This is a genomic window from Paenibacillus sp. FSL L8-0494, assembly GCF_038003695.1.
GTDB lineage: Bacteria > Bacillota > Bacilli > Paenibacillales > Paenibacillaceae > Paenibacillus_AQ > Paenibacillus_AQ odorifer.
This window is the reverse complement of sequence record NZ_JBBOPQ010000001.1, coordinates 6,853,204-6,877,295: the sequence shown is the minus strand read 5'-3', so window position 1 is coordinate 6,877,295 and position 24,092 is coordinate 6,853,204. Positions and strand designations below refer to the sequence as shown.

Annotated in this window: 25 protein-coding genes and 1 tRNA gene; 24 read left to right on the top strand and 2 right to left on the bottom strand. The window is 43.4% G+C overall.

Features of this window, described 5'->3' with window-relative positions; genetic code table 11:
- Positions 1 to 3: 3 nt before the first annotated feature.
- From rsmG to NYE35_RS30975, 6 genes are all read left to right on the top strand, one after another.
- Complete coding sequence (gene rsmG / locus NYE35_RS31000) at positions 4 to 729, top strand: 16S rRNA (guanine(527)-N(7))-methyltransferase RsmG (RefSeq protein ID WP_076099800.1); 726 nt, start codon at positions 4 to 6, stop codon at positions 727 to 729.
- 413 nt (positions 730 to 1,142) lie between these two features.
- Complete coding sequence (gene noc, locus NYE35_RS30995; protein ID WP_341122412.1) at positions 1,143 to 1,958, top strand: nucleoid occlusion protein; 816 nt, start codon at positions 1,143 to 1,145, stop codon at positions 1,956 to 1,958.
- A gap of 178 nt (positions 1,959 to 2,136) precedes the next feature.
- On the top strand, positions 2,137 to 2,898 hold the full coding sequence (locus NYE35_RS30990) for a ParA family protein (RefSeq protein ID WP_036677762.1): 762 nt from the start codon (positions 2,137 to 2,139) through the stop codon (positions 2,896 to 2,898).
- Entirely contained in the window at positions 2,891 to 3,733 is an 843-nt protein-coding gene (locus NYE35_RS30985; RefSeq protein WP_036677764.1) for a ParB/RepB/Spo0J family partition protein, read from the top strand. The genes NYE35_RS30990 and NYE35_RS30985 overlap by 8 nt, the downstream gene beginning before the upstream one ends.
- Before the next feature lie 197 nt (positions 3,734 to 3,930).
- Positions 3,931 to 5,076 (top strand): aminotransferase class V-fold PLP-dependent enzyme, encoded by a 1,146-nt coding sequence (locus NYE35_RS30980; RefSeq protein ID WP_341122411.1) that lies wholly within the window; start codon positions 3,931 to 3,933, stop codon positions 5,074 to 5,076.
- Between the two features lie 36 nt (positions 5,077 to 5,112).
- Complete coding sequence (locus NYE35_RS30975) at positions 5,113 to 5,613, top strand: DUF4446 family protein (protein WP_036677768.1); 501 nt, start codon at positions 5,113 to 5,115, stop codon at positions 5,611 to 5,613.
- Here the strand turns inward: NYE35_RS30975 and yyaC are convergent.
- Positions 5,585 to 6,193, bottom strand: coding sequence for a spore protease YyaC (yyaC, locus tag NYE35_RS30970; protein WP_036677770.1), 609 nt, complete (start codon positions 6,191 to 6,193; stop codon positions 5,585 to 5,587). The two genes, NYE35_RS30975 and yyaC, sit on opposite strands and share 29 nt — an antisense overlap.
- 119 nt (positions 6,194 to 6,312) lie before the next feature.
- On the opposite strand from yyaC, the gene NYE35_RS30965 reads away from it, so the two are divergent.
- The 4 genes from NYE35_RS30965 (at position 6,313) to NYE35_RS30950 (ending at position 7,966) form a co-directional block, all read left to right on the top strand.
- On the top strand, positions 6,313 to 6,558 hold the full coding sequence (locus tag NYE35_RS30965; RefSeq protein ID WP_341122410.1) for a DUF3343 domain-containing protein: 246 nt from the start codon (positions 6,313 to 6,315) through the stop codon (positions 6,556 to 6,558).
- A 21-nt stretch (positions 6,559 to 6,579) separates the two neighbouring features.
- Positions 6,580 to 7,620, top strand: a complete 1,041-nt coding sequence (locus NYE35_RS30960) for a mechanosensitive ion channel family protein (RefSeq protein WP_051490990.1) — start codon at positions 6,580 to 6,582, stop codon at positions 7,618 to 7,620.
- Positions 7,620 to 7,832 (top strand): DUF951 domain-containing protein, encoded by a 213-nt coding sequence (locus tag NYE35_RS30955; RefSeq protein ID WP_036677772.1) that lies wholly within the window; start codon positions 7,620 to 7,622, stop codon positions 7,830 to 7,832. Before NYE35_RS30960 ends, NYE35_RS30955 begins: the two co-directional genes overlap by 1 nt.
- Before the next feature lie 43 nt (positions 7,833 to 7,875).
- Positions 7,876 to 7,966, top strand: a tRNA-Ser gene (locus tag NYE35_RS30950).
- 380 nt (positions 7,967 to 8,346) lie between these two features.
- On the opposite strand, the gene NYE35_RS30945 is transcribed toward NYE35_RS30950, so the two are convergent.
- Positions 8,347 to 8,544 (bottom strand): YjzC family protein, encoded by a 198-nt coding sequence (locus tag NYE35_RS30945; RefSeq protein ID WP_036677774.1) that lies wholly within the window; start codon positions 8,542 to 8,544, stop codon positions 8,347 to 8,349.
- 217 nt (positions 8,545 to 8,761) lie between these two features.
- Between NYE35_RS30945 and rpsF the strand changes: the two genes are divergently transcribed.
- From rpsF to NYE35_RS30875, 14 genes are all read left to right on the top strand, one after another.
- Positions 8,762 to 9,046, top strand: a complete 285-nt coding sequence (gene rpsF, locus NYE35_RS30940) for a 30S ribosomal protein S6 (RefSeq protein WP_341122408.1) — start codon at positions 8,762 to 8,764, stop codon at positions 9,044 to 9,046.
- Between the two features lie 48 nt (positions 9,047 to 9,094).
- On the top strand, positions 9,095 to 9,601 hold the full coding sequence (gene ssb, locus NYE35_RS30935; RefSeq protein WP_036677780.1) for a single-stranded DNA-binding protein: 507 nt from the start codon (positions 9,095 to 9,097) through the stop codon (positions 9,599 to 9,601).
- A 21-nt stretch (positions 9,602 to 9,622) separates the two neighbouring features.
- Positions 9,623 to 9,895 (top strand): 30S ribosomal protein S18, encoded by a 273-nt coding sequence (rpsR, locus tag NYE35_RS30930; RefSeq protein WP_036651767.1) that lies wholly within the window; start codon positions 9,623 to 9,625, stop codon positions 9,893 to 9,895.
- 516 nt (positions 9,896 to 10,411) lie between these two features.
- Positions 10,412 to 12,361, top strand: coding sequence for an endonuclease MutS2 (locus NYE35_RS30925; RefSeq protein ID WP_076105180.1), 1,950 nt, complete (start codon positions 10,412 to 10,414; stop codon positions 12,359 to 12,361).
- A 193-nt stretch (positions 12,362 to 12,554) separates the two neighbouring features.
- Positions 12,555 to 14,273 (top strand): oligopeptide ABC transporter substrate-binding protein, encoded by a 1,719-nt coding sequence (gene opp4A, locus NYE35_RS30920; protein ID WP_076105179.1) that lies wholly within the window; start codon positions 12,555 to 12,557, stop codon positions 14,271 to 14,273.
- Positions 14,274 to 14,357: 84 nt separating this feature from the next.
- Complete coding sequence (locus NYE35_RS30915; protein WP_036677789.1) at positions 14,358 to 15,302, top strand: D-alanyl-D-alanine carboxypeptidase family protein; 945 nt, start codon at positions 14,358 to 14,360, stop codon at positions 15,300 to 15,302.
- Positions 15,303 to 15,625: 323 nt separating this feature from the next.
- Positions 15,626 to 16,651 (top strand): LCP family protein, encoded by a 1,026-nt coding sequence (locus tag NYE35_RS30910; protein ID WP_038573960.1) that lies wholly within the window; start codon positions 15,626 to 15,628, stop codon positions 16,649 to 16,651.
- A gap of 194 nt (positions 16,652 to 16,845) precedes the next feature.
- On the top strand, positions 16,846 to 17,271 hold the full coding sequence (locus NYE35_RS30905; protein WP_036677795.1) for a CBS domain-containing protein: 426 nt from the start codon (positions 16,846 to 16,848) through the stop codon (positions 17,269 to 17,271).
- Positions 17,272 to 17,494: 223 nt separating this feature from the next.
- Positions 17,495 to 17,797: a MazG-like family protein gene (locus NYE35_RS30900; RefSeq protein WP_170914153.1), complete on the top strand. Its 303-nt coding sequence runs from the start codon at positions 17,495 to 17,497 to the stop codon at positions 17,795 to 17,797.
- 6 nt (positions 17,798 to 17,803) lie between these two features.
- Positions 17,804 to 18,721, top strand: coding sequence for a DUF2232 domain-containing protein (locus NYE35_RS30895; RefSeq protein ID WP_036677800.1), 918 nt, complete (start codon positions 17,804 to 17,806; stop codon positions 18,719 to 18,721).
- Positions 18,722 to 18,732: 11 nt separating this feature from the next.
- A complete protein-coding gene (locus NYE35_RS30890) occupies positions 18,733 to 20,739 on the top strand; it encodes a DHH family phosphoesterase (RefSeq protein ID WP_036677802.1) in 2,007 nt (668 codons plus the stop codon).
- Positions 20,736 to 21,182, top strand: a complete 447-nt coding sequence (gene rplI / locus NYE35_RS30885; RefSeq protein WP_036677804.1) for a 50S ribosomal protein L9 — start codon at positions 20,736 to 20,738, stop codon at positions 21,180 to 21,182. The genes NYE35_RS30890 and rplI overlap by 4 nt, the downstream gene beginning before the upstream one ends.
- Before the next feature lies 1 nt (position 21,183).
- Entirely contained in the window at positions 21,184 to 22,545 is a 1,362-nt protein-coding gene (gene dnaB / locus NYE35_RS30880; RefSeq protein ID WP_036677807.1) for a replicative DNA helicase, read from the top strand.
- A gap of 211 nt (positions 22,546 to 22,756) precedes the next feature.
- Positions 22,757 to 24,043: an adenylosuccinate synthase gene (locus NYE35_RS30875; protein WP_036677809.1), complete on the top strand. Its 1,287-nt coding sequence runs from the start codon at positions 22,757 to 22,759 to the stop codon at positions 24,041 to 24,043.
- Positions 24,044 to 24,092 lie beyond the last annotated feature (49 nt).

Sequence of the window (24,092 nt, the reverse complement as noted above, 5' to 3'; positions counted from 1 at the left end):
GCTATGGATAATACGGAAGTTCAATTCACACAACTATTACAGGAACGAGGTATATCCCTTACAGCAGAACAGTTAGCACAATTTGATCTGTATTATAAGGAACTCGTAACCTGGAATGAAAAAATGAATCTCACGGGTATAACTGAGCGAGAGCAGGTATATACGAAGCATTTCTATGATTCTATTTCATTAGCCTTTTTCCTTGATATTAACGAGATCACCAATCTCGCAGATATCGGTTCAGGAGCTGGGTTTCCAGGAATTCCACTTAAAATATGTTTTCCTCATTTGAAGCTAACGATTGTTGATTCGCTCAATAAACGAATTTCATTTCTGCAGCATGTAAGTACGACATTGGGATTAACTGATGTACAATTGATCCATGGGCGGGCAGAGGATGTCGCGCGCAAGTTCACTCATCGTGATGCCTATGATTTGGTTACAGCACGTGCGGTAGCAAGACTGTCTTTATTGAATGAATTTTGTCTTCCCTTCACACGCAAAGATGGGGTGTTCGCTGCAATGAAGGGCAGCGATCCTTCAGAGGAATTAAGCGAAGCTAAGTACAGCTTAAAAGAGCTTCGTGCTGAACTCAGCAAAGTGGAGTCGTTCAGCTTACCAGTGGAGGAGTCGGATCGACATATTGTTATGATCCGTAAGACAGGAGCAACACCAGCTAAATATCCAAGAAAAGCGGGAATTCCTGCCAAAACGCCATTGATGAAATAATGTTTCACGTGAAACATTGCCGATACTCAAAGTTCCTTTAGGAGCATTCCCTTTGAACAAAGGGAATGCTCTTTTTTTATGAAGATGATGATAACAAAAATCGATAAATATCAATTTAGATGAAAATTAGATTTATAAGCTGATTTGGTTGTGCACCTGTAAAAATGCAGGAAAAATAGGTCTTTACGGAGAATATGATTATGTAGAGAAAAGTGATAGAATAGCATAGTAGACTTTAATTTTGTATATAACTCCTTCTCTGTACTCTTGTTCGAAAGAAGGAGAGATTATGATGCCTGTTCATTACAGGTAATTCCATAATATCAGAATGTTTTAGATTGCTGTACGATATGCTTTCCGTGAAGAAGGTCAAGAAGATCGTACTATAACGAAATTAGGTGGTTATGAACGGAATGAAAGAACAATTTACCAAGCTATTTGGGTTTAACGAGCGGAGCAGCGGAGAAGAAATCAAACAAATACCAGTTCATGAGGTCGTTAGCAGTCCTTACCAACCACGGACTATATTCGATGATGACAAAATTGATGAGTTATGTCAGACAATTAAAACTCATGGTGTCATTCAGCCTATTGTTGTACGTATGCGAGATTCTATATATGAGATCATCGCAGGTGAACGGCGCTGGCGGGCAGTTAAAAAGCTTGGTTTAGAGACGATCCCTGCTATTGTCCGTGAGTTCAATGATTCGCAGGCTGCATCTATTGCGCTCATAGAAAATCTACAGCGTGAAGGTTTGACCTCCATAGAAGAAGCTGTCGCTTATCAGAAGTTAATTGATCTTCATCAATTAACACAAGAAAGCTTAGCACAACGCTTAGGCAAGAGTCAGTCGACTATAGCGAATAAGATTCGTTTACTCCACTTACCTGAAGAGGTCAAGAAAGCATTGATGGAACGTCAGATTTCCGAAAGACATGCCCGTTCACTCTTATCACTGGATAGTGTGGAAATGCAATTAAAAGTTTTGGCAGAGATTATTGCAAAAGGATTAAATGTTAAACAGACGGAAGCTCGTATTGCTTTCTATAAACAAGTCTCACAAACTAAAAAGTCAAAACGGGTCTCCTATACCAAGGATGTTCGTCTAGCTCTTAATACAATTCGTCAATCTATTGATATGGTGTCAGGCTCAGGTATGGAAATCAAAACGTCAGAAAATGACCGTGGTGACCATTACGAGATTGTAATCCAAATCCCCAAAAGATAAATTGTTTCAAAAGCTGAAGGCGGCCTTAAAGTGATTGGCCGCCTTTTGTGTGACTTGAACCAGGATGTATTGCTCAGTCCTGCATTTTAGAGTTTTAGCCTATATAAAGTAACATAGTTTGGCCGTTTGTACTTGCGATCTACGAGAAGATTCTTCCTAACTATTCGAGGTGAAATTAGTGTCCAAGATTATTGCCATAGCAAATCAAAAAGGCGGTGTCGGTAAAACAACATCCTCTGTGAACCTAGGTGCCGGTATGGCTACATTAGGAAAAAGAGTGCTTCTAGTTGATATCGATCCTCAAGGCAACACTACCAGCGGCGTTGGCATCAACAAGGCGGACGTAGCGAATTGTATATATGACATTCTCATTAATGAAGTAAATCCTCTAGAAACGATACTTGAAACTCAAAATGAAGGACTGCACATCATTCCAGCGACTATTCAATTAGCGGGGGCGGAGATCGAATTAGTATCAACGATTTCCAGAGAGTTGAAATTGAAAAAAGCCTTAAATGCGGTTAAAAATAATTATGACTATATCATCATTGATTGTCCTCCATCCCTTGGGATTTTGACGATCAATTCCCTTACAGCTGCTGATTCGGTAATCATTCCGATTCAATGTGAATATTATGCGCTCGAAGGGTTGAGTCAGCTTTTAAACACCGTGCGTCTAGTGCAAAAAAATCTTAATCCGCATTTGAAAATAGAGGGAGTATTATTAACCATGTTGGATGCCCGTACGAATTTAGGGATCCAAGTCATCGAAGAGGTTAAAAAGTATTTTCAGGAAAAAGTTTACAGAACTATCATTCCTCGGAATGTCCGCTTAAGTGAGGCACCGTCTCATGGACAATCCATTATTACTTATGATCCTCGCTCAAAGGGAGCAGAAGTGTATTTAGAGTTGGCAAAGGAAGTGATTTCTTATGAGTAAACGTTTAGGGAAAGGTCTGGATGCTCTGATTCCTTCTTTATCTATTAATGAAGATGATAAGGTAGTAGAAATCCCATTAGCTCAATTGCGAGCTAACCCTTATCAACCACGCAAGGATTTCAATGAAGAAGCAATCCAGGAATTGGCTGAGTCTATCAGACAACATGGCGTGATTCAACCGATCATTGTACGGAGTGTTTTGAAGGGGTATGAAATCATTGCCGGGGAACGCAGATTCCGGGCTTCGCAATATTGTGGTAAACCTACGATTCCAGCAGTCGTAAGAAATCTAAGTGATCAACAGGTTATGGAGATCGCCCTGATTGAGAACTTGCAACGTGAAAATTTAAACGCCATGGAAATCGCAGTTGCTTATCAAGGTTTGATGGATCAATTTTCACTCACACAAGAAGAGCTATCTCTGAAAGTTGGGAAGTCCAGATCACACATCGCTAACTTCCTAAGATTGCTTACTTTACCGGAAGAAGTAAAAGAATATGTTTCACGTGGAACAATGTCTATGGGACATGCGAGAGCTATTGTTGCCTTGAAAGATCCGGAAGTTATTAAACAATTGGCTGAACAATGCGTGGAACAGCAATGGAGCGTAAGAGAGCTTGAAGAAACGGTGAAAAATCTGGATCGAAAGCCGACGAACGGTACAAAGATTAAAGTTGTTAAACGTGATCCCTATATTGATAATGTAGAGGAAGTATTGCGTGAACGGTTTAAAACAACGGTTAAGATAAAACAAGGTAAGGAAAAAGGGAAGATTGAACTGAATTACTACAGTGCGCAGGACTTAGAAAGACTGTTGGAATTATTGGGTAACTAAATGGGTATCTATGCCAAGAACATATCCTGAGCTATCCGTAATCGGATAAGTAGGGGTATGTTTTTTCAAAATATAGGGATGTATAAAGTAGAGCTGAATATTATCCTTATATTTTCTACAGATAAGGTTATTATCAATAAAGGGTGACAACGTTATTTCTTCTTAATGAAAAAGAGTATGAGACGAGGAGCGGGGTTATGGAAGACTTCGTATATTTGGATCATGCGGCTACGTCCTGGCCTAAACCTCCAGAGGTGGCAGCTGCGATGATGAATGCTTTGCAGTCGGGAGCAAATGCTGGTAGAGGAAATTATTCGCTGGCCATGGGAAGCGGACGGGTGTTGGTGAGAGCCCGGAGTTTGCTGGCGGAGTTGTTTGGGGTTTCTAATGCACAAGACATAGCGTTTACCCAAAACACTACGATGTCATTAAATATGGCGATTAGAGGTACGCTCAAAGCAGGGGACCATGTAATCTCTACAATGACTGAACACAATTCTGTGCGGAGACCTTTGGAATATTTACGTAAGTCACTAGGAATAAGTGTTGATTATCTGAAGGTGGATCGGGCGGGTCAATTGGATTTGAAGGAATTGGGCAAAACGTTTCGACCAAACACTAAAATGGTAATTTGTAATCATAGCTCCAACTTACTAGGTAGTATACTTCCCATTGGTGAAATCGGAGATCTAACTAAAGCAAAGGGTGCTATATTTCTAGTGGATGCTGCTCAAAGTGCAGGCTCGCTTGATATTGATGTGAAAAAGATGAATATTGACTTATTAGCTTTTCCTGGGCATAAAGGATTGCTTGGACCACAAGGGACTGGTGGACTCTATATATCACCTGAATTGGATCTCGAGCCTTTAATGCATGGAGGCACAGGTAGTCAATCTGAGAATAGTGAACAACCCTCTGTTCGCCCAGATCGGTATGAAGCGGGAACGCAAAATGCGGTAGGAATTGCTGGTTTACTAGCCGGTGTTCAAAAGGTAAAATCGATAGGGACAAACGTTATCCACGAAAGAGAGTGGAAGCTGACTCAACTGCTGATGGAGGGGTTGTCCCATATTCCAAACATTAAACTATTAGGACCCACATTAGGGGCTCCGAGAACTGGAATTGTGTCGTTTGTAGTGGATGGGGAAGAATCGGCGAATATAGCCCACCGTCTAGATCGTGAGTATAAAATAGCCGTCAGAGCGGGTATGCATTGTACCCCACTGGCACATAAGGCTGTTGATACACTAGAAAGTGGTGCTGTTCGGGCGAGTGTAGGCGTAGATACAACAGAGCATAATATAAGCAGAATGCTAGCTGCTATGGATGAGTTATATGGCTGATGCCCGCAGCAGATAAATAAAAAGGATGGTCCATTCATGTCTGAAATGAATCAATTAATTAATGAACAGTTGCAGTGGTTTGTGTTTGGTTTCGTAGTAATTATGCTAGTACTGATAGTGACTGTAATCGCCCAGGGAGCTAAGCTGCGGACTATACGGCGCAAATATGAGGCCATGATGGCAGGAAGCGGTGTGGAGGATCTGGAAGGCCTTCTGGTTGATCTGAAGAACCAAAGCGACATGCTGGAAGAAGAACAACGTGAGCAAAAAGCGTTGATAGAAGCTACCCAAGTCAAAATCCGCGGTATGAAGTCAAATATCGCTCTCAAGCGTTATAATGCCTTCGGTGAACGTGGTAATGATTTGAGCTTCTCGGTGGCTATTCTGGATGACAATAGCAGTGGCATTGTATTAACCAGCCTTCATAATCGTGAGAACTCATATATTTACTCCAAGCCTATGCAAAATGGGGAGTCACAATATGCCTTATCGCCGGAAGAAAAAGAAGTTATAACTCTCGCGTTGCAGCAGAAGTAGCATGTAGGTTCCATTGTTTTAAAGCAGAATATAGACTTGTAGCGATAATATCAGATAATCGCATGACTAGACTTAGCCGTGTATTCTGCAATACGAAATACTCCATAAAGCCGCCGACATTAACGATTCCAGTCAAATGGATATCCCCAACCGGCGGCAATTGTTTATTTACGCCAGCTCCTGGTCTGAGAGGACCTTCAACGACTTGGATGCAGCCAACACTAGTAGAGTGACCTAAGCAGGCATCTATTCCGATGACAAACGGGTTATTATATTTTTCATTAATTAGCGACAAAGTCTCTTCAAGATTGACGGCATGAACCGGTTCCTCAAGGGTACCGTATAAATGAAACAACGGGCTATGAAAACGGGATAATGCAGTACCAACAAGAGGACCGAGAGAATCTCCGGTGGAGCGATCAGTGCCTACACAGATGACGATAATTTGAGTCTCTGGACGCGTGCGTGAAAAGTGAAAAAGTAGCCGATGAGTAATTGCGGAATAGATATCGGGATCTGTATGTGATATTTTTAAACAGGACGTTTCTTGCGCTGCTGTAGCCTTGGATGAGGAGTTCATACCATCTTCCTTTCTAAAGGTGATTCTATTTGTTGGTATCTAGTATATGGATAGAAGAGGGGTTTTATACTACAGCAGCAAGAGATAGGACGATAAACCTATGGAGAGGCTTGACGTATATGCAGGATGAGATGTTAATAGCGTTTGACTCCACCCAGCAGGCGCTTCGTGCTGAAATGCTGCTTGAGTATGCTGAAATAGAAATTGATATATTTCCAACTCCGAAGGGAATCACCGCAGGCTGTGCAATTTCAATTCAGTTTTTTCAAAATGCGCTGGAAGAGGTAAAAAAGATTATAGTTGAGCAAGAAATAGAAATACGCGGCATCTACGGAAAACACAACGAGAACTACATACTGATTTAGGGGTAGGGAGGAGTACATGCGATGAATATGTGGATACTGGAGGCTGATACACCCGGTGCGGATACATTAAAAGATGCCATTCGCTTTAAAGATAAGGTGTGGAATTGGTTTACCGATGCTGATATGTGGGCGGATGTATTATTTGCGGGTCTACGGATTCTTGTTATTTTTCTCTTAACCCGGGTTATTATTAAAATTGTTTCTAATATTATTGATCGTTCGCTTGAGCGTAAAACCGGTGGCAGACTTCTGTCCAACACACGAAGGTTTACTACGGTTGGGGAATTGATGAAAAATGTAGTGACAGTTATCTGTAATTTTGTGATGATCATGCTCGTGCTTTCTGAGTTCCACTTCGATTTGGCACCATTGTTGGCTGGAGCGGGTGTACTTGGTTTAGCAGTAGGTTTTGGGGCGCAAAGTTTGGTGAAGGATGTTATTACAGGTTTCTTTATTATTTTAGAGGATCAATTTGCAGTGGGTGATGTGATTCAAACAGGTACCTATAAAGGAACTGTAGAATTAATCGGACTGCGAACAACCAGGCTGTTAAGCACAACTGGAGAAGTATTTATTATCCCGAATGGATTAATCACGAACGTGACCAATTATTCTCTCTCGAATGCATTGGCTGTAGTTGATGTTCCTGTAAAAATGGAGCGCAGCTTGGAGGCCACGCTAGGTTTGATTGGAGAAGCGTTAAAGGGAATAGAAGAGCGTAACTCTAATGTGCTTGCTTATCCTAATGTGCTCGGTATACAGTCCATGAGTACTTCGGAATATGTAATTCGTATAGCGGCTAGCTGTTTACCCAATGCAAAAGAGGTTGCGGAGAGACAGATTCAGAATGATATTAAGCAGGCACTAGAGAAACTAAGCAGTCTAGAGCAGGCTCAAGCTGCTCAAGCCGAAGAGGAAGCTCGTTTGAAGGCAGAAGAAGAAGCAAAGGCTGAAATTGAACTGGGAAAAACAGAAAATGAGCAGGAAGTATCGGATACGCCTGACACTGGATCAAGACGCCAAATCGCAGCTACACAAGAGGGGAAAAAGGGGGAAGGGTAGTGGAACGTAAAGTTTTTCAGCTTGGAGATATTGTACAGATGAAGAAACAGCATCCTTGCGGATCTAATGAGATGGAGATCATTCGTATGGGGATGGATATCCGCATTAAGTGTACAGGATGTCAGCACAGTGTTCTGATTCCCCGGGCGAAATTCGAGAAGAATATGAAGAAGGTACTGCGTTCTGCAGAGGGAAATACAGACAATAATTAAGCTTGCAAATGGCATGTCTGCATGATACAATTATTTTTGCTGCGGAGAGGTACCCAAGAGGCCCAAGGGGGCTGACTCGAAATCAGTTAGGCGTGTCACAGCGTGCGTGGGTTCGAATCCCACCCTCTCCGCCACTTCAGCATAATATAACATTTTAATGAATCCTTCGTTCCTGTAACGGAGGTTTTTTTGTGTCCAATGAGCTGTTTGCAAAAGATCATAACATGCAAAAAAACATGCAAAAAGAAGGGCCCTTTCGGGTCCTTCTTTAAGAGGCAGTACATCAATGATGTTGGAATTTCTCTGTATATAGCGACTAAAGTGATTTAGGCGTTGCTGAGGTTACTGCTTTTTAGACAATAACCCACTACTATTCCCAGCTAACAATAGATGCTGAATCAGATATCCTGTGATTGTGTTCGTCTACGACGGCCAACGGAACCACACCTCTCTTTTGTACTGCCTGAGAATAGTATGGTGTAATGTCGGTTTTTTTATACACATTTATTATTAATTAATGTACACGTGCTTTTTCAACCTTTTTCCACTTCCGATTTTTGTTACTGGTCTCGGGGAAGGTGTCCCCTTTTTCCATTTTAATATGCTGTGGATTCTGAATTTCGGTATGGAAGCTTCGCGCTTCACCTACCTCTGTATACATGCCTGGATTGGGGGCTTTGTCGCCTTTTTCATATTCTGTCTTTTCGCCCATCATTATCGCTCCTTCCTTAAGTGCAGATGAATTCACTGATTATTGTGCGCAGGTAGGGTTTTTTTCATGTAAAAAGAGGGTGGAGGGTTGTCCGGTATTAATATTGCTTGCACTCTGCTGCTCGTTTTGGTATATTAATCAGGTGCGAGTCTATGTTTGTGCTCGTTCCTTGCTCCTGACGTGATTAGGGGCCTCAGACCATAAGGAGGTGAAAATTATGCGCAAATATGAAGTGATGTACATTATTCGTCCTGACATTGAACAAAAAGCTGTTCAAGCAGCAGTCGATAAATTCCAAGGCATCATCTCCAATGGCGGGGAAATTACAAAGCACGAAGTGCAAGGTAAACGCCGTCTTGCGTATGAGATCAAGAAATTCCGTGATGGCGTTTATGTTTTGGTTAACTTCAATGCAGAACCTGCAGTAGTTACTGAATTAGAACGTCTTATGAAGATTTCTGACGAAGTTATTCGTTATCTCATTACGAACGACGTTGCTTAAGATCTTGACAAGCTTTGTAATGAATCGCTCTAAAGGAGGGGACCAGAATTGTTGAACCGTATCATTTTGATCGGACGGTTGACCCGTGACCCGGAACTTCGTTATACTCCCGCTGGTGTTGCCGTAACTCAATTTACGCTTGCCGTAGATCGTAACTTTACGGGCCAGAACGGTGAACGTGAGGCAGACTTCATCCCGGTTGTTACCTGGAGACAGCTAGCAGAAACCTGTGCCAATTATTTGCGCAAAGGTCGTCTGACAGCAGTGGAAGGACGCATCCAAGTGCGGAACTATGAGAATAACGAAGGTAAACGTGTATACGTAACTGAAGTTATTGCTGATAATGTTCGTTTCCTGGAATCTTCACAAAGCCGTGAAGGTGGAAATACTTCAAGTGGTGCAAGTAGTATGCCTGAAGAGCCAGCATATGGTGGCGGTGGTAACGCTGGACGCGGAAATAACAACAATAATTTCTCGCGTAACAACAATACTCAAGATCCTTTTTCGGGCGATGGTAAACCGATTGATATATCGGATGATGATTTGCCATTTTAATTAGGAAGGACTGAAAAGAATATGGCTTTTAAACCAAGAGAAGGCGCTGACAACGACAAAAGACCAGCACGTCGTGGTGGACGCAACAAGCGTAAAAAAGTTTGCTTTTTCACTGTGAACAAGATTACTCACATTGATTATAAAGATACTGAACTTCTTAAGAAGTTCATCAGCGAACGTGGAAAGATTTTGCCACGCCGTGTAACAGGTACAAGTGCAAAATACCAACGCGCTCTTACCATTGCTGTAAAACGCTCGCGTCAAATCGCGTTGCTTCCTTACACAACGGAATAGGACGTTTTATAAAAGCAGTCGGGAAACCGGCTGCTTTTTTTTGTTGTGAAAAGCCAGCGTGCGGATTACGTTTGACGTTCAATCTGGAATGTGTTAAATTACAGCTATCCTATAATAAAAGGGGAAATATTGATGTTGGTGACCGTTCTTAACTAGCAATTTCATAACACTGGATTAGGAAGGCTTTAGCAGGCTCGTCTTTTGGCGTTTACGTGCTCTATTTGAGTCCGTCTCGCACAGATGTCTGTTGTTCCTAACGGTGGATGATTTAGTTAAGAACACACGAAGCGTCATATGGCCTCTTTACGGCTATTGTTCTCTTTGTAATTAACCGTGCTCTTAGAGCACGGTTTTTTTGTTTTTCGGCCACCCTGGCTTTTATAGGGGGACCTTAAAACGCCAGAGAACAATAGCATAAAAAGAAGGGCAAGGACTGCCATAGTGGCATTCTTTGTCCTTTTTGCGTTAGGGAGATTTTGTTCCAAAAAATAGTTAGATCAATAAGGAGGATTTGCTGTGAATTTACAAAGTCTAAACACGTTGGAATACGAAATTATTAAAACCGAGCTTAGCCGTCATGCGGTATCTTATGTAGGAAAGAAAACTGTAGAAGAGCTTATGCCTATGACCTATTTGCCTTCCATTCAAAGAGCGATGGAGGAAACGTCTGAAGCTAAAGAGCTGCTGGAGCGGGGGTCCAGTGTACCGATTCCTTCATTAGAGGGGATTGAGTGGATCATGTCACTAATGGGGACTGGATATCTGTACAGTGAGCAAGACTTCACTGCAGTGGCTACATTTCTAAAGAGCTGTAGTCAATTGCGCAAATATATGGCTTCTAAAGAGCAAAGTGCTCCCCGGATTGCTGCTTATGCCTCCTCGCTGCTGGAATTAAATCATGTGCGGGAAGCAATTGACCGCTGTATCCGCTTTGGGGGAATTGATGATGGAGCTAGTAAGGGGTTAGAGCGGGTTCGTAAACGGATTGGCGTAGCTAAAGAACGTCTTCATAAAAAAATTGACGGGATCATGTCGCGCCATCAATCGATTTTGCAAGAGAATATTTATAGTCAGCGTGGTGGACGTTACGTTATCCCCGTAAAGCGGGAGTATCATAAGCAAATAAAGGGATCGGTACTTGATCAATCCACAAGTGGACAGACGGTGTTCATCGAACCAGATGAGATCGCCTCCATGCAGATTGAGCTGGATTTGTTATTAGGAGAAGAGGCACGTGAAGAAGCTGTGATCCTCAGTATGCTGACCAGCATGGTAGAACAGGAACAAACTGCACTGCGCCTAAATATCGAGGTTACAGGCACCTATGATTTTATTTTTGCCAAAGCAAAATACGCACGAACGCTGGGAGCATCTGAGGTTACTCTAAATGATAGGGGTTTTCTAAGGATGAACGGAGGCAGGCATCCCATGCTGCAGGGCATGATTCCAATTAGCCTGGAGATTGGGAAGGGATATAAATCCCTAATCATTACAGGTCCAAATACAGGCGGTAAAACGGTGGTGCTCAAGACCCTCGGGCTGCTGACCCTCATGGCTCAATCCGGGTTGTTGATTCCGGTCGAGGAGGGGAGTGAGTTTACGGTCTTTACGGATGTGATCAGTGTAATCGGAGACGGACAAAGTTTGGCCCAATCACTGAGTACATTTTCGGCACAAATGAAGAGTATTGAGGGAATGCTGAGAGATGCCTCTAAAGGGGTGCTGCTGCTCATTGACGAGCTGGCGGCAGGTACAGACCCTGGGGAAGGAATCGCCCTCTCAATCGCCATTCTGGAAGAGCTGAGCCGTAAAGGGGCGAATATTATCGTCACAACCCACTTTAACGAGCTAAAAGCCTTTGCCGCTGCGACAGCCGGTTTTCAAAATGCACGAATGGAATTCGACAAAGAAACGCTGCAGCCGTTGTATCGTCTGACTATCGGAGAAGCGGGGGAGAGTTATGCTCTGCAAATTGCTAAAAAGCTGGGTATCCAGGATAACGTTATCAAGCGATCGTGGGAGATCGTTGAGGCGCAGCAGCAAAGGCTGCAGAAAGGTGATGGGTCGGCATGGGCAAGTCTTTTTAGCAAAGAGGGAGAGAAAGGGAAGACTGCAACTGTTATAGAGGATTTTGAAAAAGAAGAAACGGCTGTGGAATCACTGAGCGATAAGGAGAAGCAGACCCAATATGAAATTGGTGATGCCGTTCTTGTAACTTCACTGGGGCGGATAGGCATTGTTTATGAGAAAAAAGATCACTTAGGAATGGTCGGAGTGATGATCCAGAAGCAAAAAATGCGGATTAATCATAAACGTTTAAAGCCATATCTATCCAAAGATGAGCTGTATCCTGAGGAATATGACTTTGATATAATTTTTGAGAGCAAGGATACCCGTAAAAAGCGTAAATTGATGCAGCGTAAGCATGTCGAAGGCCTGAGAATTACGCATAAGGATGAAGAATAATGAAATAAAGGGATCTGCCTATGAGGCAGGTCCCTCTTTTTTTATAAATACTATGAAATATGCGTAAATTCAAGCAGGAGTATAGGCCTAAAGCTTAGAAGTTATTGTAACCATTCTAAAACTTTGTTACAGTAAATATTTATTCCATAGCTTAGATGTAGATATACGTTCAACTAGAGAAGGGAAGGAACACATGAAGAATAAGAAGATATGCGGGTTCTTGTTAACAATGCTCGTGATGACTACTGTATTGTCAGCATGCAGCAGAGCAGGTACCAGCAGTAATTCATTATCTTTACATCACAATGAGGTGGTCGAAAAGCCACAGACTGGCGGAGTAGTTACTTATGGATACTCATCGCCGTTTATGGGCTTCTTTGAGCCTGCTTTTTATGAAGGTGAAGATGATTTTCATGTGCTGGAGTTTATTACTGAGGCCATGTTTACGATAGATGATGATTTATCAACGGTTCCTAATATCGCCACTTGGCAAGAGTCCGAGGATCATAGAATATTTACCTTTAAAATCAAACCGGGAATCCGTTGGCATAATGGAGATGAACTGACCGTAGAGGACTGGAAATTTGCGATGGAGACTATTGCTAGTCCAGACTACACCGGATCACGTTATTATAGTGTGGAAATGATTCAAGGTGCGGAAGCCTATCATAAAGGTGAGGCGAAGAATATAACAGGTCTTAAGGTTATAGATCCTTATACTTTGAAAATAACAATGACAGCTGCCCGCGTAAATACGATTGATAATCTATGGCCGTATCCGATGAATAAAAAATATTATACTGGAGTCGCTGTTAAGGATATGCCTGAGAGTGATCAGATGCGAAAAAATCCGATTGGGATTGGCCCCTTTGAGGTGAGCCTTATTGAACCTGGCCAGCGGGTGGAGATGAAGCGCTTTGATCAATACTATAAAGGTAAGGCTTTATTGGATGGTGTGTTGTATAAGGTATTTGATGACAAGGAAATCATCAGCCTGTTTGAACAAGGCGTAATTGATATAGAGAATGCTCCACGAGATACTTATGAAAAGTTGAGTAAACTCGATAATATTAATATTTTACAATCAAATGAGCTTGCTTATGAGTATATAGGGTTTAAATTTGGGTATTGGGATAGTGAAGCTGAAAAAATCGTAATGGATAACCCTAAATTTGCGGATAAAAGATTACGTCAGGCGATGTATTATGCACTTGATCGGGAGGGGATCATTCAATCATTTTCTCATGGGTTAGGCAAGCCTATAGAAACTCCGGTTTCCAGTGCAAGCTGGGCGAAGATCCCTGATAGTCAGATTAATACGTATCCCTATGATCCGGAAAAAGCGAAGCAGCTGCTTGATGAGGCTGGTTTTGTAGATGTTGATGGAGATGGGCTGCGTGAGGATCAAAAAGGAGAAAAGTTAGTTATTAATTACGATTCTATGCTAGGCAGTCATTCAGCGGAGTTACGAACTGCTGCTATTCTGGAGGATTGGCGAAATGTGGGACTTGATGTGCAGCTTAATGGTGGGGCGTTAAAAGAGCTCAACACCTTCTATGAAGCAGTAGAGGCTGATGATCCTTCCATTGAGTTGTTTAACGGGGTATGGGGATTAGCTAATGATCCTGATCCTTCAGGTCTCTGGAGAGAGAATGATTTGTGGAACTACCCACGTTGGTCCTCGGAGCGGAATGAAGAATTGATTCGCGATGGCACAAGTATGAAGGCGTATGATAGAGATTATCGACAACAAATCTATTATGAATGGCAGAAGCTAGTGAATGAAGAGGTTCCAATGATCTTTTTTGCGGAAAGAGAAAGCATTACTGCTGTCAATAAACGTCTACAAGGTGTGCGTGTTGATTCTTTGGGCTCCATAATTGAGCCTAATAAATGGTGGATAAAGGACTAAATTAAAAAAAATAAAAAAAATTACGCAAAAAGTGAAATCAAATTGCTGTTTCATTCGTCATATATATTATGGAGGATGACAACGATGAAGAGACGGATATTAATATGGGCTGGTGCAGCTTTGATAGTCGTTGTCTTAATTACGGTGTGGAGGCCTATCGAGTTGGGCTTTAAACCGGATATTGACGCGGGTTCAGCAGTGCTGCTAGATATGGATAGTGGAGACATATGGGTCAATATAAACGGCGATGTGCCTATGCCACCGGCCAGTGTGTCTAAATTAATGACTGAAATGATTGTGCTGGATCACATAACCTCTGGAACCCTTAGGTGGGAGGATAGAGTCCCTATTAGTGCTTACGCCAGTCAAATGGGAGGTATGAGTCTCTCATTAAAACGAGGAGATTTCTATACAGTAAGGGAGCTATTCGAAGGCATCACCATATATTCTGCTAATGATGCTGCAGTTGCATTGGCAGAATATATGGCAGGATCAGAGGATTCTTTTGTACTTATGATGAATGATAGAGCACGTAGTTTAGGTTTATCTCCTAATACGGTATTTACCAACGCCTCTGGATTGTCGAGCAAGGATCTTGGTATCATTCGTCAGCCTACGCATATCGGTGGCCAGACGATGATGACAGCGAGGGATACAGCCAAATTGGCAGCTGCGCTAATCCATAATCATCCTGATGTACTGAATATTTCCGGTCGTACACAGATGCAATTAAAGGATAAAGGGTTATATGTTAGTAATAGCAACCTTATGCTTCCAGGTATGGGCGGAGCTTACGCATACGATGGAGCAGATGGGTTGAAGACTGGATATGATAGCCAGACGGGATATTGTATTGCGGGATCAGCCCAGAGGGAGGGGCACCGGCTTATTGCGGTCGTTATGGGGGCGGAGACTTATGGCAGCCGATTTGAGGGTGCTGCTAAATTGTTCGATTATGGGTTTTTCCGCGGTTTACATTATGGAGAACGGGTAAAACATATTATACATGCCCTTGGAATTCGAAGTTAAATTTGGAGCATCATACCAGTAATTATCACTTGGTATGGTGCTTTTTCCCTATTCATGTCGGTATTTGTTGTTTCTTTTTATCCATTTAGTGATTACAATAGAAATATTGTTTTATCCCATATTATTTTAAAAACGCAAAAAAACTTTTTTTCTATAATTTAGAATGACCCGAATTTCCTGAAAGGGGGGACAATAAGATAATGGAATAAGGGACAGTAAATTCGTCGCCGAGAGAAATAAAACCATGACTGCCTGAGAACGATCAGGAGGCATTGTAAATATATGGTACGTGTAATTATTCTACAATAAAGAAGGAATCAAAGATGAAAAAAATAAAGAAAAGATACATTGCGCTAATTGTTCTCGTCGTTATTATAGCGGGAGGTTTTCTCTTTCGGAATTCTTTGGCCGTATTAGCTTTTGACCTCTTTTTGTCCGATCGGGTAGAAAGCAAGCTGAAAGAAGAATCTTACCAGCCACTTAAGGATGAGAATAAGGTTAAGCCAGAGCCGGTTGTATACAAAAGCGATCCATTCTCGCTGATGCTGCTCGGGACTGATCAACGCGACAATGAAACCGCACGTTCGGACACGATGATGTATGCTGTTGTTCGCCCAGAGGATTACAAAATTCTGCTTATTTCTATTCCACGTGATACGTATACCGAGATTATTGGGCATAACGATAATAAAAAAGATAAGATTACCCATGCTTATGCTTTTGGTGGGCAGCAAATGGCTAAGGATACTCTGGAAGCACTGCTGGAGCATGATATTCAGTATTATGCCACCATTAACTTTCAAGGGCTCAAGGATGCCGTTGATGCTATTGGAGGCGTTCCGCTGCCAATCAAGAAGGACATTGTAAACAAGGGTAAGGACCATGAAAAGTTTACGATCGAGGGTGGAAAGTCGAATTATAACGGTCAAGAAGCACTTAACTATACACGCTACCGTGAAGATAGTGACTTTAACCGGACCAAACGCCAACAGGTTTTTATTGATGTTGTAGCTAATAAAATGTTATCGATCAGCCAAATCGGCAATATTCCAAAGCTGCTGGATATTATGGGCGATAATTTTAAGACCGATATAGAGCCTTCAATGATCATTAGTCTGGCCAAGAAATTCATGGGCGGCAAAGACATGGATATCTCAAGCTTTACGGTAATGGGCGAAGGAAAACGTATTGACGGACTTTATTATGATATCGTTGATGAAGAGGATTTGCGTGAAGCTAAGGCGCTGATTGATAATTGGATGAATGCAGGAACACCAGTAGATCAACTGATTGAGCCGGGAAAAGCAAGTAATGCACTCGAGCCCAAAGCAACAGCAGTTACGCAGTAATTCTAATTGGAAAGCTAAACTCATATAAATAAATTGCAGCAGCCATAAACATTCTCATGGCTGCTGCTTACTGTCTTCATGTTATAATGAATTGGAACTATTATTTAGCTGCTACGTATAATCACATTGGTATGGCAGTAAAAGGAAGTTAAAGAACCGTAATTCCTTCGGAACTCTTTGAGGAGGATCAAGAGATGAATATTGCATTTTTTTTACTTCCGAAACAGGAGGTGGCCTGCGTAACGCTCGATTCTACGCTGCGCCAAACGCTTGAGAGGATGGAGTTTCACCGCTATACAGCAGTCCCGATTCTTAACCGTAATGGAGAGTATGCCGGCACGGTAACGGAAGGTGATCTGCTCTGGTACATGAAAGAGTCGGAGGGCAAGGTTTCGTTTGAGAACGCTTCAAAATTTTTGCTGAAGGACGTTCCATTACGTATGAATAACAAGCCGGTCTCGATTGATGCGGATATGGAAGATCTAATTAATTTGGCTAAGGTGCAGAACTTTGTACCTGTGGTCGATGATATGAACCGGTTTATTGGAATTGTTCGCCGGAGTCAAGTCATAGAGTATTGCGAGAAATTTGTAACAAGACAATCACAGGAATCATTATAGTCCCAGTGTATTCGCGGTTATAGAAGCTATCGGAACAAGGCCTGTATTTCCGGCGATAACGGAATGCGGGTCTTTTTTAAAGAAAGCTCCTCTCCAAAAAGAGGCATAGTCAGCATGGATTGAAGCATACTTAAGGGGCGCGGGGCGTCCAGTGTGACACCGATTTTTTTATGCTATAATGGAGAATAAAGCTTTTTGCCGGAGGTAGAGAGACGTGTCCAATGTGCCGAAGGATCTGGATGTAGCCAAGCGCGCCAAGGTAATTGAATGGCTGAAAACCGAAGTGATTGATCAAGTTTCACGGTTATTTAAAGCGTTATGGGAAGGCAGTACTACCCGTGTCGGTGACAGTCTGGCTAGCTTGATTATGAGCTCTTATATTTTGGGCCGCAGACTAGGGATTCCTTATCGTTCTTTAGATGACTTGCTACTGGAGAAGCTTAGAAAGCACAAGCAGGAAGGGCATCAACTGGAAGATTGGTACCAAGATATATCTGCTTTAGAAGAACATATGCGTAAGAGGTGAATACTGTTGAAATTTCGCTGGTCATCTGTGGCTTGGAGCGTAGCATACTTACTTTTGCTGCTTAGTTTAACGACTCCACTCCTCATCATCACTACCCTGTTTATGATTGTTCCGGCAGTAGTGTTGTTTACTACACTGAACACGAGACAATTTGTGCTGCATGTATTGCCGGTGTTGCTGATTGTAGGCTTGATTACACCAATTTATCTGTTGATAGCTGCGTATTTCTTAATACCGGCTCTGGTTATGGGGCGCTGGTATAAAAGACATGCCCCGGCCATGTCTACTGTGATCGCAGGTACGGTTACGATTCTTGCACAGTTCCTGCTGCTTTTGCTGCTGGGTACGGCATTATTTAATTTTGACCTGTCTACCTATGTGAACGATGTATTGCAAATGGTTAATTCACCTCTGTCCGAGCTCGGAACTACCAATCCTCTGCTCACTGATATTGGATTTTCAACTGAGGATGTAAACAAGATAAGTCATATGACGGTCCAAATGATCCCTATGACTCTAATCGTAAGCTCCTTCATGATTGCTGTGATTACGCATGCTATTGCCCGCCCGATTCTGAACAGTATGAATTATGCAGTGCCTAAGATGAAGCCTGCACGTGAATGGAGACTTTCGAGATCGTTTATTTGGTACTATCTGATTGGTGTTGTTCTACAGCTCTTCTTCTCAGGGTCGGAGAACAATTTCATCCTCATGATTTCTGCCAATCTTCTGCCATTGCTGCGAATTGGCTTTATGATTCAGGCCATCGGATTTTTCTTCTTCCTGGCGCATGAACGCAAATGGAACAAGATGTCTGCCGTTTTGTTAGCGATACCGGTTATTTTACTGCCGCCGCTGCGCATTATTGGTATTATTGATCTTGCGTTCCCACTGCGGGAGTATGTGACCAAATCGAAACGATAGGGTGAGAGTTCATGCCTAAATTTCTGCAAAGACGCTGGCACGGCTATCATACCGTATGGGCGTTCATGCTGCTGTTGGTCCTTATTATAATTGTCAGTGTTTATAACTGGGCGCTTGGGGTCGCCGGCCTGTTTCTGTCAGGTACTTTATGCTTCTATATGTTGAAAGCGGAGATCTCGTTCCGTCGTAATCTGGTGGAATATATTAATGGGCTGTCTTTCCGCATTAAGCGGGTAGAGGGCGAAGCAGTCAGCATGCTGCCGCTTGGAATCATTCTGTTTAGCGAGGATCGAACGGTGGAATGGAATAACCGCTATGCCGGCGATATTTTCGCACGCAAGTCTTTAGTTGGGGAATCACTGCAAGAATTATTGCCTGATATGCAGTCTTTTTTTACAGGTGCTGCAGCGGGTAAGCGGGAGGTCGGCAAAGAAGGTGTGCTCCATGACACCCGCCTTGAGATCACCGTGGATGAACGATTTTATCAAGCTGTCATTATTCCGAGTGAGCGTATTCTTTACTTGTATGATATCACTGAGCTTGTGGTGTTACGTGAGCGGTATGAGGATGAGAAGCTGGCGATCGGCATAGTGATGATGGATAACCTGGATGAATCCGCTCAAGGAATGGATGATCAACAGCGAACCTCGCTGATTGCTAAGGTGACGAGTGAGATCACTGAATGGAGTAAGCAGTTTGAGGTTTATCTGCGGCGGTTGTCCTCGGAACGTTATCTAATGCTGCTTAATCATCGTAGCCTGCAAGCGTTGGAAGAGAGCCGCTTCGTGATTCTAGATGAAGTCAGAGAAATGACTGCTGATCTCAAGGTACCTATGACACTGAGTATTGGTCTGGCCTTTGGCGCAGACTCTGCAAGTGAATTAGGGGCATTGGCCCAATCCAGTCTAGACATGGCGCTGGGTCGAGGTGGTGATCAGGCGGCTGTAAAAGCAGGCCAACGGTTATCCTTCTACGGTGGCAAGAGTAATGCTGCTGAGAAGCGTACCCGAGTGCGGGCGCGGGTCATTGCGCATGCTTTGCGGGATCTGATGCAGGAGAGCGATCGTGTGCTGATCCTCGGTCATCGGACACCGGATATCGATGCTGTGGGTGCTGCAATCGGCCTGTTAAGGGCTGCGCAGATGTATAATGTAGAGGCTAGCATTGTGATGGAGACTCCAAATCCATCGATAACTAACATGATGGAGCAGATTCGTAAGGATGACGATTTGTATAAGTCATTCATCACAACGGAGCAATCCCTACAGATCATGACAGAGCATACCCTGCTTATTGTTGTGGATACACATAAGGCGTCTATGACGATGGAGCCGCGGCTAGTACAATATGCCAGCAGAATCGTAGTGGTGGATCATCACCGCAGAGGTGAAGAGTTCATTAATGATGCTGTATTGGTATATTTGGAACCTTACGCTTCATCGACCTGTGAGCTGGTGACAGAGCTGCTTCAGTATATCCATGAGAAGGTAAAGATCAGTCCGCTGGATGCTACAATGTTGTTAGCGGGGATCACGGTGGATACAAAGCACTTTGCGCTCCATACGGGTTCGCGTACCTTTGAGGCGGCAGGCTTCCTGCGCCGGAATGGTGCCGATACCGTACTTATTCAGCGCATGCTGAAGGAGGATTTACAGGAGTATATTTCCAAAGCCGAAATTATCAAACATGCGCGAATGGTGTATGACCAAATCGCGCTCGTAGTTACGGCACCAGGCATGAAAATCCCGCAGCTTCTTATTGCTCAGACTGCGGACACGCTGCTTGGGATGACCAACGTAGTCGCTTCATTCGTCATCAGCGAGCGGCCTGACGGCCTGATTGGCATTAGTGCCCGATCACTCGGACGTATGAATGTACAGGTCGTGATGGAGAAATTAGGCGGCGGTGGGCATCTGTCCAATGCCGCAGTACAGCTTGAAGGAACATGTAAAGAAGCAGAAGCCAGATTACTGCAGGTGCTGGCGGAAATCGAATCGAAAGAGGGGTTATTCGAATGAAGGTCATTTTCATAAAAGATGTTAAGGGTCAAGGTAAAAAAGGTCAGGTTAAAGAGGTATCCGAAGGTTATGCTTCCAACTTCTTATTGCCACGTGGATTGGTTCGTCCGGCAACGGAAGGCAACGTGAAGACGCTGGAGAATCAAGCAGCTGCTGAACAACGCCGTAAAGATAACGAAAAAGAAGAAGCACAGCAATTGGGTAAGAAGCTTGACGAGTTAACACTGACAATGAAAGCAAAATCAGGTGAAGGCGGACGTTTATTCGGCGCTATTACAAGCAAACAGATTGCTGAGACACTGGCTTCCACCAAAGGAATTACTATTGATAAGCGCAAGATTGAATTAGGTGAGCCAATTCGCCATATAGGAGTATTTCAAGTAAGCGTAAAATTGCATACTGAAGTAAAGGCCACACTTAAGGTTGAGGTAACGGAGGAGTAACATGGGTGGAGATCTCTTTTTCGATCGGGTTCCCCCGCAGAATCTTGAAGCCGAGCAGGCGGTAATTGGTGCGGTTCTGTTGCAGGATGAAGCGCTCATTACTGCAATGGAACGGGTGAATACCGAAGACTTCTACGATAAAGCGCATCAAATGATTTTTGAGGCGATGGTGCAGCTCGGAGAAGAGAGCCAGCCGATTGATCTTGTTACACTTACGTCCAGACTGCAGGACAAAGGAGAGCTTGAAGATATTGGTGGTGTTAGCTACTTAGCTAAGCTGGCGCATGCCGTGCCTACTGCTGCTAACGTAGAATACTACGCCCAGATTATCGAAGAGAAAGCCATGCTGCGCCGTTTGATTCGCACAGCCACGCAAATTGTGAGCGAAGGTTATACTGGCGGTGAAGATGTAGCCGATATGCTGAGTGATGCAGAGCGGCGTATTCTTGAAATCTCCAACCGGCGGAGCGGCAGTGGATTTATTGCGATCCGCGATGTCTTGATGGAAGTGTTCGACAAGGTTGAGTTGCTTCATCAAAATAAGGGGGGTACCTCAGGTATCCCAACCGGATTTGTGGATTTAGATCATATGACTAACGGATTCCAACGTAACGATCTGATCATTGTTGCGGCTCGTCCATCTGTTGGTAAGACTGCATTCGCCCTGAATATTGCACAGAACGTGGCAGTACGCGCTAAAGAAACTGTTGCGATATTCAGTCTGGAAATGTCAGCGCCACAGCTGGTACAGCGGATGATTTGTGCTGAAGCCAACTTAGATGCCAATATTATGCGTACCGGTGACTTCAAGAGTGATGATGATTGGTCCAAGCTGACGATGGGCATTCAGTCTCTATCTGAAGCGGAGATTTATATCGACGATACACCAGGTATCACGGTAACCGATATTCGTGCAAAGTGCCGGAGACTGAAGAAGGAAAAAGGACTTGGCATGATCGTCATCGACTACTTGCAGCTCATTCAGGGCCGCGGTAAAGGCGGAGAGAACCGTCAGCAGGAAGTATCGGATATATCTCGTACATTGAAGCAGATTGCCCGCGAGCTGGATGTGCCGGTTATTGCCCTGTCGCAGTTAAGCCGGGGTGTAGAGCAGCGTCAGGATAAACGTCCAATGATGAGTGACTTGCGTGAATCGGGTTCTATCGAGCAGGATGCCGACATTGTTGCGTTTCTGTATCGTGATGATTATTACAATGCAGATACGGAGAAGAAGAATATTATTGAGATCATTATAGCTAAACAGCGTAATGGTCCCGTAGGTACGGTAGAACTTGTCTTTCTTAAAAATTTCAACAAGTTCGTTAACTACGAGCGAGCACATGCGGAACCCTTTGCTGGTTAAACCTGACATGTATAATTCCCGAACGATTGCACATTTCTTTGTGTAATCGTTCGTTTTATTTGACTTTGAAAAAAACCGCTGTTACACTGAGAATTGTCCTTTAGCGGGTTAAATCTGCTTGGCGTCCGGAGGGCCACGTACATAAGAATGACGTATAGGGCCCATATTATGAAAAATAATGGTGCTAAGTAGCACCTACGGAGGAATGAACATGTCAACGGTAGTCGTCGTGGGAACACAATGGGGAGACGAAGGTAAAGGGAAAATCACTGACTTTCTAGCGGAAAGTGCAGATGTGGTCGCCCGTTATCAAGGGGGCAATAATGCCGGTCACACGATTCTGATTGACGGTGAGAAGTTTAAGCTCAGCTTGATCCCTTCGGGTGTATTTTATAAAGAGAAAACTTGTGTAATTGGTAACGGAATGGTTATTAATCCGGCTGCCTTGATCCAAGAAATTAATTATATTCACGAGAACGGTTTTGACACTAAGAACTTAGTGATCAGTGATCGTGCTCATGTCATTATGCCATACCATATGGTGCTGGATGCTCTCGAAGAAGACCGTAAGGGTCCGAACAAGATTGGTACTACACGTAAAGGTATCGGTCCTTGTTATATGGATAAGGCAGCACGCAACGGTATCCGTATTGCTGACTTGATGGACGCTGAGGAATTCGAACTGAGACTCCGCCCCTTGATGCAAGAGAAGAACCAAGTGATTACACAGGTCTATGGTGCGGAAGCTCTTAACGTAGAAGAGATTCTGACTCAATACCTGGAATATGCAGAAGTGCTGCGTAATTATGTAACAGACACCTCTGTTATTCTTAATGAAGCCATTGATGCGGATCGCAAAGTGTTGTTTGAAGGTGCGCAAGGAGTAATGCTTGATATCGATCAAGGTACGTATCCGTTTGTTACTTCATCCAACCCATCTGCCGGTGGGGTGTGCATAGGTTCTGGTGTTGGACCGTCCAAAATCAAACAGGTTATTGGGGTTGCAAAAGCCTATACCACTCGTGTTGGAGATGGCCCGTTCCCTACAGAACTGAATGATGCAACAGGTGATTATATCCGTGAAACAGGTCATGAATATGGCACAGTTACCGGACGTGCGCGCCGTGTAGGCTGGTTCGACAGTGTAGTTGTGAGTCACGCTCGTCGTGTAAGTGGAATCACAGGGCTATCTCTTAACTCGCTGGATGTACTTAGCGGACTTGAGACTGTGAAGATCTGCACAGGCTACAAATACCGTGGTGAGGTAATTACTCATTACCCTGCTAGCCTCAAAATGCTGGCAGAATGTGAAGCGGTATATGAAGAGCTTCCAGGCTGGAGCGAAGATATTACTTCTGCAAAAACGTTGGATGATCTTCCAGCCAATACACGCAGATATGTTGAACGTGTATCTGAGCTTACGGGTATTCCGATTGCTATCTTCTCAGTGGGTCGTAATCGTGAGCAGACGAATCAAGTATTGCCAATTTATATCTAAGTCCTAGTTATACTAAGGAGCCTCGTTAGAGGCTCTTTTTTTTGTTCTG

Coding starts and splice junctions, on each gene's coding strand:
- rsmG (WP_076099800.1), top strand. CDS start 4: ATGGATAATACGGAAGTTCAATTCACACAACTATTACAGGAACGAGGT.
- noc (WP_341122412.1), top strand. CDS start 1,143: ATGAAAGAACAATTTACCAAGCTATTTGGGTTTAACGAGCGGAGCAGC.
- NYE35_RS30985 (WP_036677764.1), top strand. CDS start 2,891: ATGAGTAAACGTTTAGGGAAAGGTCTGGATGCTCTGATTCCTTCTTTA.
- NYE35_RS30980 (WP_341122411.1), top strand. CDS start 3,931: ATGGAAGACTTCGTATATTTGGATCATGCGGCTACGTCCTGGCCTAAA.
- NYE35_RS30975 (WP_036677768.1), top strand. CDS start 5,113: ATGTCTGAAATGAATCAATTAATTAATGAACAGTTGCAGTGGTTTGTG.
- yyaC (WP_036677770.1), bottom strand. CDS start 6,193: ATGAACTCCTCATCCAAGGCTACAGCAGCGCAAGAAACGTCCTGTTTA.
- NYE35_RS30965 (WP_341122410.1), top strand. CDS start 6,313: ATGCAGGATGAGATGTTAATAGCGTTTGACTCCACCCAGCAGGCGCTT.
- NYE35_RS30960 (WP_051490990.1), top strand. CDS start 6,580: ATGAATATGTGGATACTGGAGGCTGATACACCCGGTGCGGATACATTA.
- NYE35_RS30945 (WP_036677774.1), bottom strand. CDS start 8,544: ATGGGCGAAAAGACAGAATATGAAAAAGGCGACAAAGCCCCCAATCCA.
- rpsF (WP_341122408.1), top strand. CDS start 8,762: ATGCGCAAATATGAAGTGATGTACATTATTCGTCCTGACATTGAACAA.
- rpsR (WP_036651767.1), top strand. CDS start 9,623: ATGGCTTTTAAACCAAGAGAAGGCGCTGACAACGACAAAAGACCAGCA.
- opp4A (WP_076105179.1), top strand. CDS start 12,555: ATGAAGAATAAGAAGATATGCGGGTTCTTGTTAACAATGCTCGTGATG.
- NYE35_RS30915 (WP_036677789.1), top strand. CDS start 14,358: ATGAAGAGACGGATATTAATATGGGCTGGTGCAGCTTTGATAGTCGTT.
- NYE35_RS30910 (WP_038573960.1), top strand. CDS start 15,626: ATGAAAAAAATAAAGAAAAGATACATTGCGCTAATTGTTCTCGTCGTT.
- NYE35_RS30905 (WP_036677795.1), top strand. CDS start 16,846: ATGAATATTGCATTTTTTTTACTTCCGAAACAGGAGGTGGCCTGCGTA.
- NYE35_RS30890 (WP_036677802.1), top strand. CDS start 18,733: ATGCCTAAATTTCTGCAAAGACGCTGGCACGGCTATCATACCGTATGG.
- rplI (WP_036677804.1), top strand. CDS start 20,736: ATGAAGGTCATTTTCATAAAAGATGTTAAGGGTCAAGGTAAAAAAGGT.
- dnaB (WP_036677807.1), top strand. CDS start 21,184: ATGGGTGGAGATCTCTTTTTCGATCGGGTTCCCCCGCAGAATCTTGAA.
- NYE35_RS30875 (WP_036677809.1), top strand. CDS start 22,757: ATGTCAACGGTAGTCGTCGTGGGAACACAATGGGGAGACGAAGGTAAA.